General features: G+C 45.1%; 7 protein-coding genes and 7 tRNA genes. All 14 read right to left on the reverse strand.

The window, feature by feature from the left end:
- Positions 1–185: 185 nt before the first annotated feature.
- The gene (locus tag NC981_RS25100; protein ID WP_348245522.1) at positions 186–287 is read right to left on the reverse strand and encodes a hypothetical protein; all 102 of its coding nucleotides are present in this window, start codon (positions 285–287) and stop codon (positions 186–188) included.
- 1943 nt (positions 288–2230) lie between these two features.
- A complete protein-coding gene (locus NC981_RS25105) occupies positions 2231–2596 on the reverse strand; it encodes a hypothetical protein (protein WP_348245523.1) in 366 nt (121 codons plus the stop codon).
- An 8354-nt stretch (positions 2597–10950) separates the two neighbouring features.
- Positions 10951–11033, reverse strand: a tRNA-Leu gene (locus NC981_RS25110).
- Positions 11034–11044: 11 nt separating this feature from the next.
- Positions 11045–11128: transfer RNA gene (locus tag NC981_RS25115), tRNA-Leu, on the reverse strand.
- 103 nt (positions 11129–11231) lie between these two features.
- Positions 11232–11315, reverse strand: a tRNA-Leu gene (locus NC981_RS25120).
- Positions 11316–11317: 2 nt separating this feature from the next.
- Positions 11318–11389: transfer RNA gene (locus tag NC981_RS25125), tRNA-Asn, on the reverse strand.
- 3 nt (positions 11390–11392) lie between these two features.
- Positions 11393–11466: transfer RNA gene (locus tag NC981_RS25130), tRNA-Arg, on the reverse strand.
- A 2-nt stretch (positions 11467–11468) separates the two neighbouring features.
- Positions 11469–11539, reverse strand: a tRNA-Ile gene (locus NC981_RS25135).
- An 11-nt stretch (positions 11540–11550) separates the two neighbouring features.
- A tRNA-Met gene (locus NC981_RS25140) sits at positions 11551–11621 on the reverse strand.
- A gap of 149 nt (positions 11622–11770) precedes the next feature.
- A complete protein-coding gene (locus NC981_RS25145) occupies positions 11771–12190 on the reverse strand; it encodes a hypothetical protein (RefSeq protein WP_348245524.1) in 420 nt (139 codons plus the stop codon).
- A gap of 23 nt (positions 12191–12213) precedes the next feature.
- Entirely contained in the window at positions 12214–12576 is a 363-nt protein-coding gene (locus NC981_RS25150) for a hypothetical protein (protein WP_348245525.1), read from the reverse strand.
- A 1567-nt stretch (positions 12577–14143) separates the two neighbouring features.
- Positions 14144–14479, reverse strand: a complete 336-nt coding sequence (locus tag NC981_RS25155; protein ID WP_348245526.1) for a hypothetical protein — start codon at positions 14477–14479, stop codon at positions 14144–14146.
- A gap of 381 nt (positions 14480–14860) precedes the next feature.
- Entirely contained in the window at positions 14861–15901 is a 1041-nt protein-coding gene (locus tag NC981_RS25160) for a hypothetical protein (RefSeq protein WP_348245527.1), read from the reverse strand.
- Positions 15902–16014: 113 nt separating this feature from the next.
- Positions 16015–17104, reverse strand: a 1090-nt coding sequence (locus tag NC981_RS25165) for a hypothetical protein (RefSeq protein WP_348245528.1), incomplete at its 5' end; no start/stop codon positions are given.

The following is a 17104-nucleotide window of genomic DNA, read 5'->3' on the forward strand; positions in this document are numbered from 1 at the left end:
AAAAACACCATACTACAAGAACCAGGAACTAAAGTACCTATAATTCCAGCAAAAGCCCCAAAACTACGTATGAATGCCCCTAAGATTAGGAAATAAAGCTCCCGCATACTTTCCCTCTAAAATTTATTAACAGGGGCCCTTGTAGAAGATTAAATTAATCTTCTACAAATAACCCAGGAGTTTTTTTAGCGGAAAAGAATTAAGAAAGCCACCATCAGAGCCAAAAGACCTACGGCTTCCGTTAGAGCAAAACCTAAAATTGCATAACGAAATAAATCGCCGTTCACGGGTGAGTTTTAAGCAACTGAAGAAATCAGAGAACCAAAAACCACTCCTACCCCCATACCTGCTCCTGGCAACCCGTGAATAACTAAACAAGCGCCTAGTAATTTTTAAGCTTCAACATAAGAATTTGTTCATAGTTATAAGAGCATCAAATTTTTTTGAAAGCGTCGGCGGTTTTTTTATAGTTAACCACCAACCAAAGATGAGACGAAGGGCACCCTACCCTGGTATAAGACCACACCCCCGCTGCAACTACGCGTTTTGCCCATTATAGGCTTCTAAAGAAAAAAAAGCCGCATACTATAGCAAAACTATTAACTAACACTTAAGCGCAACAAATAGGACAACAGTGCCCTTTAACCTTTCCTACGCCAACGCTTGCTACAAACAAAGTTTCCTCCCATTATCGGGGATAATTATTTTGCTAAACATCCGCAGAATATTTCCAAGGAAAACCCTGCACTTAAAATTTACCAGATTTTAAGCCTAAACAAAACCAGCATCCTACCGATTTTACTAATTTTGAACCTAAACTAATGCTTTGTTAAGCATGCTCCCGTGATATAATTCCTTAGATAACTGTAGGGTATTTGGGATGAGCGCCCAGCCTTGTTTAAAAGGTGTCCTAACCCACCGCTATCTATTCCCTAGAAAAAGACGCGCGTTAAAATAACGCCATTATCAAAATGAGCACCATTTTTTAGTAGCGTATTAAGCACAGCCAATTGTTCATGGAATAATCGAGGAGAAATGCTAGTGGTTTTGGGGGCCACTCCATTTAGTTACAGCAGCCGAAATTTTTCCAGCTCCAGCCCAGTGGTTAAGCCCGCCCCCTCTACAAAAGACTGACCTAGAACTGCGCCTAAGCGCAGTTCTAGGCTAAGGAAATTATAAAATTTAAAGCCTATAGAGCCACTACTAAAAACGCAAATTATAGCATTTTCTACATCCAGCATCCTGCCTTGACTGGCATAAAAATAATCATGATATTTATTACCCTCAAAAGTTTTTAGAAAAAGAAAAAATTCTGGGCCCCTGCACTGGCGCTTAAGCGCTAAGCTAAAAGAAAAGCAAAGAAATCTGGAAGGCCAACCCTACATCCTCTAGCGCAGGCTCGGGGCCCCCCTTAAGCTGCGCAAAAGTAGGCTTGCGAGGGCGTGCCTACTGCAAAAGATGCCGCAAGAATACCAATTCAACCGCTGTAAAATCGCGGATAAACCGGCGCCCCTTGAATAAATTTACAGGCAACGCATCAAGACTAGCCATTTCAACTAAAGGCAATCGCAAAAGCTGTAAAAATTCTTGCCCCTATGAAAAAAAACCCTCCCACAACCACTTATTTAAAACGCCAGCTAATTTGCCAATGACATTATAATAGCCTGTAGCAGCCGCTTTTAGAACCCCATACGCACTCACCTATGTTTTTGAAGGCCCCTACCGACGAAAGCGTAAAGCCCACCCATAGCAGGATACGCTTCTACATAGATCTCTTTCTTTTGTTCTTTGGGTAACCTAAAATCTTGCGGCTTTAATTGAAATTTACGTCTCTCTAAAACATATATACCTTTAAAACCCGCCAACGTTTCAACAATGATTAACTGTGTCATATACAATAAAAAATCTACAAATAGGAATTTTATAAGCTTAAAGAATACGCTTCTGGACCTCACTATAAATGCACTCTAGCGCTGCCTTACACTGCTCCACTAAACTCGCTTCACATCGCCATAATATCACAACAGCAATGAGTCCTGGCTTTTTAAATAAATAAATATTGCAGCTGTTTCTCATAACGATTTTCGAATCCTTCTATAAGACCTACGCCATACCAAGTCTTAAATTCGAGCGTTAATCTGTATTGCCACAAATTTCCACCTTCTAAAAAAGTACCCAGCCCTGAAAGATTAAACCTCGACAAGAGCAGCTGAAATTTTTTAACGAAAGCCTAGGACCCTGTGAGCGCCGTAGTTTGTAAAATATTTACAGGCGAAGCAGCATTTGGGGCCTGATCCTTGAGCAAATTCTCCCCAGGGGCGCCATACCCTTCCACTATATCACAGCGCTGCTCCAATGAAAGTTCCGTATTCTCAAACACTTCTCGCCCCATAAGTGCAAAAACTTCTATATAATTACTACGTACCCTAAATTTCAATTCCAACTCGCTACGGGTGGGAAAATTTTCCCTATAAACTTGTAAAACACCCGCTTCATTAAGATGATTTGTAACCAGAACTAAAGTCCTATAAAACGGATTAAAAATTTTAATTCTTTCCACCTCTATGCGATGGTAAATTTTAAAATAGCGAGACATCATCTCCCCATAGTAAGCAAACGATTTTAAAAATTTTTAAAACCCAGCCGGCCGCGTAGTTTACTAGCACGCCTACTAAATTATTTTTTACCCGCTGCCAAACACCAGCGCGTGTTACATACATCTAGACCTAAATTAGAACAGGGGTGCGGGTAAGAAGGCCCTTCTAACAACTGTTTAAGCAATCTGGAAGCCTGCCCTGTTTTTAAAACATTTAAATATGCCTTACGCAAAGAAACCCCCCGCTAACGTATTTTCATAATAGCAGAAAGGAGAGGCACCTAAACCGCCGAAAGAAATAGAAATTAGCGAAACTTGCGGTACAGTAAAACTACTGTTAAGTACTAATTATAATTAACTAGGACTAACCAAAGCTCTGCATCTACCACCTCACCTTCGCAGGAAGGCAAATAGTCAAGGGACCCCCCAAAAAAAACCTTATCCACAGCATTCTGCTCGAAAACATAAAAAAAAAGCATACATAGAAAAAACTACCAAAGAAAAATAAAAAACTGTTAAAATCCCCGCAATAGACAGTATAAAATGAAACGCAGGAAGTAAAACTGTATGAGGGTTGCACGCATTTAGCGCTACCAGAATAATTAGTAGCACTACAAGGGGTAAGCGGACGTAACCTATAAAAAAACCGCGAATAGCGGCCAAAGAATTTTTAGCACAATTTGAAACTTTTAAAAATAGCATGGGGGGAAAGAAAACCGCAGAACGAAAACATTGAGTACCTATAATTCCGACAAAGGCTCCACAATACGTAGGGGGCCTTCTATACCGGTAAACCTTGTAAGCAGCGTTGTGCTTCTGCCTTTAGCCGGAAGCTTTTTTAGCGGAAAAGCAGAAGAAAAGCCAACACCGAAGCCAAAAGACCTACAGCTTCCGTTAGAGCAAAACCTAAAATTGCATAACGAAATAAATCGCCTTTTAGGGGTGAGTTTTAAGCGACTGCAGAGATCAGAGAACAGAAAACTACTACTCCCATACCTGCTACTCCTACTAAAGGGGTCTTCCCTAATTAAGGCCAAAGGAAAATTCAACACACCCCAAGTTGCTCTTCTATAGCAGCTTCGTAACAGTTTGCTCCACCCGCAATAAATTTTGTTGATAACACCACCATTCAGCAAGAGCTGTACTGCTGTCAAGGAGGGCTAAACCCGCAGGGGAGTTGAGGTAGCCTAAAACACCGGTTCACATAATGCGGGGACAGGCTAATAACCCTTGACCTGCATTCTAAGGAGTGCCCCAACCCTATCGCCTATAAAATATATTAGAAGCTATTAAAAAAAGAACATAATACAAACGCCAGCCCAAAACCCTTCCGCTAATCCAATTAAATATGCTGGGCGTTTTTTCTCCCCCTTCTCCAAAAGATAAAAAATAGGAGCCTACGGGAAAGCACTATAAGGGAAGACCTTTAAAGCTTTTCCCTAAAACTTTGCAAGGGAAAAAATCTAACCTCTGTCACAATACTAAGAAGGTCTTCCCTTATAGTGCACCAAAAATCTTCCAGAAATAATACCGCGGGAGGGGCCTGTGGAGTTATGCGCAGCACATTTTTAAAAATATAGGGGCTGCTCCAAGCTACTTGCGAAAAAATACACCGTCTTCCTTTTAAAGATTCCTGCCTGTTACGGCAAGCTTCTAAATTTTCCCTTTCTTAAAACTAGCCTTAAGCAGGCCCCCCTAGGCCTTTACTAGAAATCTTACATATCTTTAAAACAATATAACTTTAAAGCCTTTAAAAATTTCAATAATACTTCCCCATGGCCTTACACCCCCCGCGTAATTTACTCCTATAGCTATACAAATTAGAAGCTAGCCACTTAAAAAATACATAATTAAGGCTAACTATAAAAATACCTAGTTAAGCGGGACTTTAAAAAACAGGAGATACACCCCCAAAAGCCACACCACTAAGAGAATCAAATATAGTTACATCCCAAGCCTTTTAATAAGAAGGAGCCGTGGAAGCCGCTACTTCTATTTGCTTTTGATTACAGTAAACTTCTAGTGCTAGGTATATAAGCAATTGGAGCGCTTCACGCTAGGAACCAACCCGCCGGTACTTAATAATTTATTAATCGAAGCGGAGCAGTGTACTTTAAACCAAGCAGATCCTGCATCCTTTAGCCTAAGCTTTAGAGGCACTCAGAGAGTAACCTCGAAAATTCTGCATTAAAATCCAAGGAGATGCCGCCGGCGGCAAAAAGTTTTAACTATGCGCGCTAAAGACCCTAAATAATTAAACCTTACGGCACACTACGACCCTAGAGTATGCACGCACCGTAATTTGTCACAGTAACCAAAGGGGCTACCGCTCTAAAATTACCAACACAACCAGAAACGTATCTAAAATAGCCGCTTAAAAATATGCCACTAAAGACCAGGAAAAGGCCCTTGCCCTAGAGCGGCAAAAACTCCCCCCTAACCCACATCAAAGCATATGGGCTGTCAATTTAACACAAGGCCTGGCGCGGAGCGCTTTTACCACAAATCTATAAACGTAGACGGGTCCGAACCAACAGCATTTCACGGTCCCGCCTTTTTATTTTTGCGACACAAAGTATACTATGTAAACTTTTCCCTGCTAAAACTTTCATCCGGCACTCCCGGAGACCAACACCCTGCCACCCCGCAATTTGGGGGAAAAGAGCACCTTACCTTATGTAGCCACAGAAACCGAGCGCCAAAAACGGCTACAGAGGCCCTCTAAAAAATAGAATTGACGGCCGGAAGAAGCCACAAAATTATAGAAAGAGAGTTCTAGAAAGACCCCAAAAAATTTTTAGCGAACCTACTATACAGGAAATATATAGTAGGTTCGCTAAAAATAGTGAAGTTAAGGGGATACCAAAACGCTGCGGGAGCTCCAAAAACCCTAGCACCGCGCTATAGAGAGCCATGTTTGCGGCTGAAGAGCAAAGCTTACTGCTGCTGCCGCCATAAGGAACGCACTGGTGCAGGGACCACCCCCAGGCTACACCTCGGAGCAAGTTAGCCTGCGGGCTAACAGCTAATATAAAAGCTAGCCAAAAGAGCAGTACAAAATTTAACTCCGGTAGAAAATGTCTCTAAGGCCTTCGGAAAGTTTAAAACCAACATAGCTGTAACGGTAGCATTAACCTAAGTGGGTAGCCCGCACCCAGCGAGCCCCTAAATTCTAGCACCGCCGCTAGCACTAAAATTTCCCCAATGTAATTCTTTAGCGCCTCCACAATAACGAAAGAACCCTTCCGGATAGGAAAGCCTGCAGCTCCTTGCTGTACATTGAGAAAAAGCAAAGCGTTCAGTAGTAGCCCACTGTTATAGCGGAATATAAAAGGCGCTAACCATATAACTCGTGAAGGCATTCAGAGCCGCCTACCTACATAAGAGGCCACTGTGCGCACATATTACCCCGGGGAAAGCACCTTATGTCCCGTAAGCTCAGTAATTTTTCTCGAAATTTCCTAGCAAAGTGATACTCCGCCCTGCACATATTTGTAGCTAGAACACTACAAAGGAAAAAATCAGCCCACGTTACAGGCGTAAAAAGTAGTACACACCCGACCCCCGCCTTTCTACTGTAAATTTCACTTTTCCCAAACGAACCAATTAACGGTCTAAGCCCTAACACTTAAAAAAAAATAGTGGTTAGACCGTATACTGCACCTAGAGCATAAAGCAACCGAAAATAAGGCAACTAATAGCGAAAACAGCCTTCAAGCATTGAGAAACGTCCGCTGCTATATTTCTTTTAAATTTTCTAGGTGCTATAAGGCCAAACCCAGAAGCACTTGCCAAAAGAAACCCCTTATAAAACGGGGATATATAGAGAAGAACTCCACAAATCAAGGACACGCCCCGCAAGAGTAATTCCTAAAAATTTCCTAAAGGAATGCGCTTAGCCTGCTAAGTTAAGCTCAAAATTTAAGCTCAGCCCACTGAGACCGAGCCCCAAAAAAGAAAAAACTTCTAAGGGGGGCGTCGCCTGTAGTCTCAGAGCCATAAAAAATTAATTGGACACTAGTGCTAGGCGAAATTTTTACCCGAGCACTGATCTTTACTTGCAACCGTTGCTCTGCAGGCAACTTTAGACCCACAATACCGCTTTGCCCCTTCAACGCAGGCTTAGGTTTATAAGGAGCTTTTATGCAAGGCCGCAGCTCCCGCGACAAAAAATTATAGCTAAAAGTCAAGAACGCATAAAGGGCAGGTTTAATCCTATCGAGACCGGATCTAGCCCACTGCTTACGCAAACTAGATACCCTGACGCCAATGCAGAATAATCAAAAGAAGACACCCATAACACCACCCTGCAAAACTAGCTCCCAACGCTTAAGCTACTCACACAAAGTACTAAGTCCAAAAATCGGCCTAGAGTAGGGCATTTTTACCGTAAATTTATAGGATACCAAATAAGCACCAATCACTACTGCTAGAAGAGGCGGGGCGCTCTGAACCCGTGATAACTAGCTGCAACCACCTTAGGGGAAAGCATGCTTATGCAGGAGAAACCCCTAAGAAACCGCTAGCGGCTGCTTTCGAATGAAAAGGCCCTACTGCACCGGCAAAAGACCACGGCATCCCTGCCAAAATTCTAGCCGAAACCGCGGATACACCCCTCTACAGCGGCGGCTACCCTAAGCCCGCTAAAAGCCACACATAAGGGGCACTAGTTCAACGGAAGGATTTTCAGCGACAGCTCCCCGACCGCTACTAAGAGCCCTCCTATAGGCCCCGGCAATTTGTTATCTAAGGCGCTTCTAAAGAAACCAGCAGTTCCCGCGCAAAAATTCTGCGGCCCCGGCTCCGCATGCATGATTTCGGAGCTACACCTTTGGTGACTTTACCGCTGCTTCCACATTAGGAGATAACTGCAGAGCCCTCGGGGCCAGAGAGAGGGGCTGCTGCAAAAATTAACTATTAAGTAGTTCCGCCGCAACAGGGCGCCCTGTTCCAGATAGGGTGCAGCCTCCTACCAAGAATAAGCGAAATTTTTCCAATTCCTGCCCTGTAGTTAAAGGCGCCCACTCCCAAAAGCGGCGCCTTCCCCACATTTTGCTAGCGGTTATAGTAGATTTAAATCCTATAACCCGCACTAAAACTAAGCATTGTACTATTGAGTTCCCCGCCGCCCAGCTGAAAAAAATTCTAGAAAAGAGAAGGTTGCCATTAGGCGCCTACAGTTCGCGGCCGCAGAATCCTTGCACAAAGGTAACGCATCAGCTTAAAACCGCGGTACCAATCCCAATAACCGGAGCCCCCGTGGCTGGAGAAGAACCGCCCTAACGAACAGCGGCATAAGAACACCAATTCTTTCACCTGCAAATCCCATAAACTTTAGAACGCAACCCTATAAATTTCATTAGCTAACGCTAGGAGCCCCGCCTCATTAAGATTGCAATTAGCAGCAGCCCAGCAGCGCTAGAAACTACTCGTTCTCCACCAACAATTTTTTATCTACGCTACTATAGAAGGAAAAACCCGCCGGATAAATTAGACGGTGGCAGCTAGCACCCCTTCACAACCCTTTAATAGGGCCGCCAGCGCTACTCCCTTGATGGGTTTCCCTTGCACTTTTCCTGTGGATATATTTTTTATAATAGCGCGTTGCGACGGAACTACTATTTCAGGGGGAGTGCTTAACGGGAACCCAAAGCCCTCTTATGTCCTTAAAACTCTGCATGGCACAGAAGTGGTCCAGAGTATGGGCAGCTCGAGCTGATTATTGAGAAAGATTAGATATTGAGCAAATCCAAGGGAAACACCCTGTCAAAATCTTCCGTGTCAACAGACACCCCTAGAAAGCACCTATAGGCGCAAATAGCCGCGGTAAGCCGAAAAAAAACCAGATAGCGTGTCCTAGAATTAAGGAACTCTAGGAGAAGCGTCAAACTCGCCGCTCCAATAGACTAAGCGTGACGGCGCTACTGCTCACTAGAAGGCCTAGAAGCACGCCAAAATTTTTAGCGCGGGGGTCGATTTATCTACGAAAATTTGCACTAGCTTAGTTTATAAAACTTTGTATCCAAAACAGTAGCTGGCCGGGGGCCGTGGCCAGCAGACAAAAAAATATAGCTAAAACTCGAAGACACATACGGGTAGAGTTAACCATACTGCAGAACCCGAATCTAGCCCTCTATACAAAAATACAGACGCTACCGCCAACGCAAAAGTAGCAGACCATAGCTTCCGCTATGCAGAACTAGACCCAAAACACTTAAGACGCGCAAGTAAAGTAAAAGCTCCAAAAAAAATCAGCCTATAATAAAGCATTTTTACCATAAATCTATAGAAAAGCTAATAAGCCCCGTAGCTGCCAAAAACACACTAGTTATAAGAGAAATAATAGAAATTACAGAAAGCAATATAACTCTCGACCAAACCCTCCAGAAAGGAAGACAAAATAAAACCAACCCTTAATCCCCAGAGCTTATAGCCCGCAAAAATTGTTTTACTCTTTTTTTCTGCCATGCTTTTCTCAAAACATAGAAGGACTAAAAATTAAAACCGCGTTCTATAAAGAGTTGGCAGAACCCCCTTTTAAAAATAACCAGAAGCGGGCCTAGGCCCAAAAAATTTACGTATAAGAACTCAGCCCCTTTTTCACGTAAAGTAAAATAAAGTAGACCCAAAGGGGACAGTCTAGCAGGAGCCCCCCTTCGGCCTCAACTGGTGTAAGGTGTGCCCCTAGAGTCTAGAATGCGGAGCCCTAAAATTAGGGGCTGCAGGCGCTACTCGCGAAGAGCGCCTGCAATTTCCCACACCACCAGGCCAGTAGGCTCCCGTTAAACTACTGCTACTGGCATTTTGGTCCGCAAATCTTAGAGCCAAAAACTGGGCGGCGCGCGTAGAGCTACCCCTAACGCAGGCTAATCGTACTTAAAAGCCAATGTCTTGGCCTAGAAACGCAAAAGCCGGACATAAGGGGGAACAGTTCCACAGAAATATTTGCACCGGCAGCTTCCCAACCGTAACTTGCACAAAGCACTAGCCGTAGGGAGCACATAAACTAATATGCACCAGCAATTTTTTATTTTATAAACTCATAGAGAAAAAAACCCACGCACTAGACGAACCGCTGTTCCGGCACAAATTCTGCCTATGTCTCCAGCCACAGTTCGACAGCTACCGAAATGCCAGCCCTCTGTACGTATAACTAGCACAAGGGGGCAACTAGCATAGAAGAACTCAAAAGCAAAGGAAAGGAACGCCGCGCCCTGAACCAAAGTTCGAGCTGGGGCTACCGGCACTAAAGGACAGCGAAAAGTCCGGCAACGGAGAAGCCAAGACTTAGGACACGATTCAGCGCCAGGAGCACTCAAAAAGGCGGCTGGCGTGCTTTAAAAACCCCCAGAACTGACACTTTATTTTTTAGACTCCCTTCAGCGACAATTTTAGGGGTTTCTCCCATTATTAATTTAAAAGGTTTTTCCTAGGCATTTAAAGCAGATAGATAACCTAAATAAGGCACAGCTAGTAGCCTCTGAACCCGGACCCCACCAACCGCTGGGGGAGAGAAGCCGCTAATAGAGTATAAGTTTAGAGACCGGGTCACTGTAACAAGGCACACTGGTGTGGCTGAAATTCCAAGGAAGGGCCTTCCCCTTCCTTAAATACAACTTTTAGAGCGCGCCCCTACATTTTTAGATAAAACAAAAAAAAAACACGGGCGCACAAAACGCCTAAACAGGAATGAAATCGTTTTGGAAACTAGAAAATTGTGAGTGAAAATTTTAAAATGAGAATCCGTGAGCAGAACAACGCCAACTGGTTCTACACTAAGCTTCTGCCTAAAGGGCATTGCTCTTAGGAAAAACACTAGTAGCGAGAGAAGGTTTATAGGTCCAATGATAATGCGGCTACTTTTTAGGAAGACTTTCAGCTAACCAATGACAGGGAAGCTCCTTCAAAAATGTTTGACGCGAACTCCCTCCCTAAAAATCTCCCGATGCCACTATTGAGCCCAACCACTACTGCGGGGCTCCTCGCAAAAAAATTTAGACTGGAGTAACTATAACCCTATAGGTAAACCCGTAGCCGGATAGCTTTCCACAAAACACGCCTTGTTCTTTAGGTAAACTAAAATGCTGCGCTTTCTGCTGGGGAAATCTAACCACTAAACCAAAGGTCTCATAGTGGCAGGGGCCTCTTCTACAAGTATTATTTTTTTACTTAAGCCATTAACATAACAGCTGTTCATAAAGCAAACACCTATAAAGCTTGCCGCGCCGAAAAGTCAGCGTAGCAGAGAGAGAAACTTAGGGTTGAGAGCAAGGGGAAAGGGAATTGAACCCTTATATTAGGATTTGGAATCCCACATTTTACCATTTAAACTATCCCAGCCACCGCACACTGACTGAAGCCGGGGGGACTTTGAACCCCCACAAATCAAAATTTATCAAATTTTGAGTCTGACGCGTCTACCAATTCCGCCACAGCTAAGAAGATTTCTAGAGTAGAGGGGACTTGAACCCCTACATCCGCAAAGAAACTTGAGCCTAAATCAAGCGCGTCTACCAATTCCGCCACCACTCTTCTAAAGATTTTTCCACAGAGCAAGGAAGTGGAATTGAACCACTATCTTGAATTTTGCAAATTCACATATTACCTTTATACGATCCTCCTGAAGCACGAGGACTGAAGCCGGGGGGACTTTGAACCCCCACAAATCAAAATTTATCAAATTTTAAGTCTGACGCGTCTACCATTTCGCCACAGCTTCGCCGAAGATAACTGGACTTGAACCAATAACAGTATGATTAACAATCATATGCTCTACCATTAAGCTATATCTCCCCTTAAACCTAGTTGGATTTGAACCAACACCAAAAGGACCGCAACCTTATACTCTATCCGAATTAAGCTATAGGTTCCGTGTACTTGGAAAGAATTGAACTTTCATCCCACGCTTATCAAGTGTGTATTCTAGCCATTAAACTACAAGTATAAAGAAAGGCTGCTCCCAGATGGAATTGAACCACCATAACTTCATTATGAGTGAAGCGTTCTGCCGTTAAACTATAGGAACAGCCTTTAAAGGCTAGAAGCACACATAAAATTTTGCACACACATTATTTTAGGAGGACCCCTGAAATAGCCCACCCGCATACGGTTACACTAAGGACGAAAAATCCTCAGCATATTATTTTACCGGGAACCAGAAACCATTTAAAAGTCTTAGCGGTAAATGCACCAATAAAAATTTTTACAGCGCAACCCCCCACCCAGGGAAGTTGCCGCTGTAAAAATTTTTAAGAATTCCTGCGAACCCTGGAGCGCTTTTTGCCGCGCCCAAATAGCATAGAGATTCCTAAGGACGCCACTTTCGTTAAACAACCCGCGCATATAGGCCTGCAATTCTTTCTCGCTAGTGCCTACAGCCAGAACCACTGCCGCTTTTTCGCTCGCGACAAGTTGCTCGGCTGACAGGGGTAAGGCTCGCGGCTCAAGCTGCTCCCGCAGAAGCCTCAATAATTCAGGCTTAAATGCTTTCATAGCGGAAGTGCTGCTTGCCAGACACACGCTTGAGTTGTGGTAATAATAAGCTAACCCCCACGCCACATTACCGAAGGGCAACCCTACTAAAATTAATTGCAAAAAGTTCCACTGGACATTAAGGACTAAGCCTTAACACCTACAGCCAAAGCTGCGCGCTCAAAAGAAGGCACTTTCTCCGGATCCCCTGCCATTGGATCCAACGTATAAATATAGCTATAATCCAAGCAAAAGCGTACAAAAAGTAGACACGCCACAAAGCCTAACCTATAGTAGATCATAGCAGGATGAAACCGAAAAACCAAAAAGTAAGCGTTAACTACCATAAGAACAAAGGGCAACCCTACAAACAGGGCTAATTGTAACCCCGTGAACCTACCCTCACGTAAAATCGTACTTAAGCGCCAACCATTTAGTAGCAGCACCCCCACTAATAACCCAAACACTTTCAACCCCGTTACACCAAAAACTTTTTCTAACAGTTTCATCCAATATTGTATATATTCACCACGGTAGCCAACAACACCGACATACCTAAAATGCTAACGTACCGGTAAAACTACGAGTACCTTTGTATAGGAATCTTTAAGAAAACCAAGGCCTAACCCCCAAAAAAACACGGCAATTTTCTCTTGCCTACTTATAATTTTAAGGCGCCACGCTTCACCCCCACCCCATTCACAAACACAACAGACTTAAACGGGAAACAGCAGCCACTGGGGCGCTAGGAAGCCTCCTGCAGTTAACCGCCTTCGAACCTAAGAACGTTATATTCCCGCAACAGGGATTCCACAGGCAGGTGGGGACAACCCCTAGTGCTCCGAAGAAGAGCCTTCCTAAAGTTACTAGGCGCATGCATAGCTCCTAAATCCAGCCGCGTTCCAAAAGGAAAAAAGACTAAACTCGGCAGCGGGACCCATACGCCAACGCCGCTGCAATTTCTGCAGAATAAGACATATAAAAAGAAAGCAGTTAAATGCCAGCCAAAATTATAGCAGCGGTTCGGGAACGGCGGAACAGCAAGCCTAGGGGGTTTAAACCTTAGCTACAAAGGAAATAGGACCCCACATAAGAAAGGAACAGCTTTGCTATAGCTTTAAAAAGCGCGAAACCCCAAGGTAATATAGACTAGCTTACCCTAATTTAGGGGCGACCTCTGCTTCAGGAAACCCGCCCTGAAAGCCCCTCTCGAGGGCTAAGGAACTACTCTCCTAGGGGACAAGAACTTCGGGCGCCTATAACCGCGCACACCATCACTTTTTAAGGTGCCTCTGCGACAGCAACTGTCCTTTTCTTAGAAGCATTAGCCTAGTTACTTACCAGGCAAAACACAAAATCCCCCACCCACCTTCCAGCGCGGCCCGCAGGGTACTCTCAGCAACCCGCAAACTGCCACTTAAAACGCGCAAGCTGAGAATAACTAGGAGCAAAAGAGCCAACGGTTCCAAGCTTAGTTTGAAGCTAAGGCAAGGCTATTGGGAGAGATCCAACTAAAAAGAGTGTGCGCAATTTTTCCAATTCTAGACCGGCAGTCAGCGCCGCGCCCGAGCTGATTATTGAGAAAGATTAAATAATTCAGCCGTAACGCGCTGTCAAAATCTTCCGCCTCAAGAGGCACTACTAGAAACTCTTCCCCAGCAAAAACCTCACCGTCAAGAGAACCCCCAGTAGTAAGCACCTATAGGTGAAAATAGCCGCGGTAAACCGAAAAAACCAGATAGAGTGTATTGGTATTAAGGAACCCTAAGAAAAGGGTTAGAACCACCGGCGCTAGCCTCCAATAGACTGAGCAGGAGCGCTCTATTGAGCACTAGTAGCCCTAATAACAGGCCTAAAACTCCGCAAAGAGGGGGTATTTAGGCGCTTGCCGCGTAAGCAAAACACTCAAGCAGAGAATAGCACAACCGAGAACTATTACCCCGCCTACTGATTCTAAGTTAAATGGGTTTTCGAAACCCACCGTATTCTAGGGCCCTATTCTTTTGTTCTTTAGATAATTTAAAATGCTGCGCTTTTTGCTGGGAAAATCTAGCCACTAAACCATAAAACCTCCTATTACCAAGCTAAACTAGCGTGAAACTCCATACGATTTTTAAGGAAAACAGACGTCTTATCTGCATTAATAGCCTGAGCAGCTGCTGAAGAAGCTCTAATTCGGCTGAACAATCCACTAAACCGCAGCTGCTCTAACCGGATTCCCTTAATAAAACCTGACGCAAACCTTTTCTCTAGCGCCACTGCTAAGGCAAACTTATCAAGGGGATACGTGCTACCACGTTTTACTTCAAGCACCAGCGCGCCCCCAGCTGTAACCACAGTAGCATCCGCTTTGGTGGGTAAAATTTCAAAGATTTCTAAAAATTTTGCGGCGGCATAATTAGCTGTACCCACCACTGTATCCCGGATAGTTAACCAATGGCCCCACAAATTTCCTGGGCTAAAAGACCGTAGGGGTTTATAAAGATTAGAATCCGCCTGAAGCGAGGAGCAAAGGTAGCCCCGTTACTTTTTCTTTCTAGAAGCAATCCCTACATTTGAATGCTGTAGCTATAAGCAGCGCCTAGCAGTCGCAGCCAGGGGCGGAAACGGCTGCGGGGATTCTTACTCTGGCATTAAGTCTACTAAAAAGGATTTCCGCCCACAGTATTGGCTATAGACTCTCCCTAGACAGCTCTCAGCTAAAAACACCGACCAGTAAAAGGCCTCCGTTTATTATCCAGCGGCAGCTTCCGCTCCCACTACCATAGTCGCAAAATACTACCCAGCTCAGAACTAGTACTCGCACCGCTGCTGGTGGGCTCCCTGCTCCGCCACCGACCGAAAGGGCCCCGCTAAAATGTAGCTGAGCGCCGCCAGTTCCAGACGGGGAACCCAAACCAGGCTATTGGCTTTAGGAGCCACCCCGTTGAGCTGCAGCCCTCGAAATTTTTCCACTTCCTGCGCAGGGGTGCAAGCCCCTTCCGCAAAGAGCGAATAGACCCCTCCCGCGCACGGGGGCTCCGAAGAAACCGCACCCCAAAGGCTAAAGAGCTTGAGACCCAGGAGCCTATAGCTGAAGCTAAAAGCCGCCACCGGGCCATTGTCCATATCGTAGAGCGCTCGATAGGCAAACCTATAGTAATATTTGGGGCCGACCTCCTGCCTTATGAGGGCCAAAAACTCCTGTCCACAGCCTTTAGTCTGGAGATGGCGCCATACGCAGAGGTAGTCTATGAGATGGCTATACATACCCAGCGGCAAAACCTTAGCCCCTAAATAGGGTACTAGAGCCAGCAGCTTAGGTACACCGGGCGGACAGGCCTGCAAAAGGACGGTCTCCAGGGCCCCGCATTCGGTAGCAGTCATGTCCCGCAGCAATTTGGCATCCAAACCCTCATAGAGGGAGCCATAACGGGCCAGCAATCTCTCCTTCCAGAGGGCCAGAGGCCACTCTAAGTGAACCCCTTCGTCCAAGGAACTTAACCCAGTGGCGTAGGGCCCCCGGTAACTGTGGGGGCAGACACTCAGGAAGAGCTGCCGCTGCGGAGAAAGGCACCCCCTAAACAGCTGTTTATTGAGGGCTCCTACCGCAGCCTTTCTTACCTCATAGCGCTGCAAGCCAAAGAACCTAGCCTTAAAACGACTGCCCAGCTGGCCACTGGAGCCGTAGAGCCCTGGCATGGGCGGAAAAACCTCGAACTCAAAACCTTTTTTAAATTTGCTTCCTTTAAATTTAGTGGCTTTTGCCTGGCGACTGGCCCGTACTAACACATAAATTTGGCAACCTTCTGTTACACTCGAATGAACGATAAGAGAGGAGCTAGACTTTTGCACACACATGTTTCTTTACGCTAGTTAAATACGAAGCTAGACTTATAATTTTCTGGAGGGGCCGCTAATAATTTTCTAGGAAGAAATATGCAGCAGCCGGCACCCAAAAAAATCTTTTAGTCTAGGGAAGCTACGCTTTCGCACACAAGGATAAAGTGTGCGTTTTGCTTAACGTACCTCTGCTCCTTATTGAGAGTTTCCAGAGCGGAACGCAATCGCGCCTCCGCCATGGAATCACAGCTCCCTATGAGCACACAAACTTTTACATCCTGCAGCGGTAACTGCATACCCACAAAGAAATACTGGAAGCGGGCTTCTAAAGAAGCTCTCAGATGCGCCATATTCTCGGGCTCAGGGAGCTTATAGGGATGCTTGGCTTCTATATGGCTAGTAAATCCTTCCAATCCAGCCTTACGTATACAGGCATCTACTTTAGTTTTTACGAACGTATACTCCGGAGCATTCAAGTCTATTTTCTGAGCCTCTCCGTAGGCTGCGGCAGCAACTATATTATCCGTAGCCAACTGGCCTAACCCAAAGATGTTAGCTTGGGAAGACTTTTGCGACAAACTTTTAATTACAGCAGCTAGAGGCTTATCCTTAGGGGGGATCTCCAGCACCCTCCCCAGCGAAAAACCCTTAGAGCCTATGAGCTTCTGGTTAAGGGCAGTGGTATACACATAGGAGGAACGCACTAGCTTCAGACGCATTTCCGCCGTTTCTCCCCGATAAATTTCACTAAAGACCTTTACCAAATCGCCTTCATTAAGAGCGCGGTTAGCCGCCGCAAACCACCGATAGAACTCATAGTTTTGCACCAGCATTTTTTTCTCCACCGTTTGATAGAGGAAAAAACCCTCCGGAAAGAGAGCTCGCTGGCGCTCCACAAATTGCTTGTAGTTACTAAGACCTTGCTGCCCCTCAAGGGAGCCGTCCTGGGGATTGAGCAAATACGCCAGGGAAACATTTTTCATGGGCTGCCACTGCTCCTCCTTGAGGGGCAGCTGCTTCAGGAGCAGCTCCTGGGGCGGCACTATTATTTCAGGCTTAGCTTTTATAAGGCCCAAAAACTTACTAACCTCTCCGGAGCTTTGCATGGCACAGACGTTGCCCGACAATTGTACGGCTGTGGGGCCCAGAGGAACCAGCAGCAAAAAAACTGCAGAAAGCTCTAAATGACTGTTGAGGAAAATAAGGTAATTCAGC

The sequence above is a fragment of the Leptolyngbya sp. DQ-M1 genome (assembly GCF_039962505.1).
Taxonomy (GTDB): domain Bacteria; phylum Cyanobacteriota; class Cyanobacteriia; order Leptolyngbyales; family Leptolyngbyaceae; genus Leptolyngbya.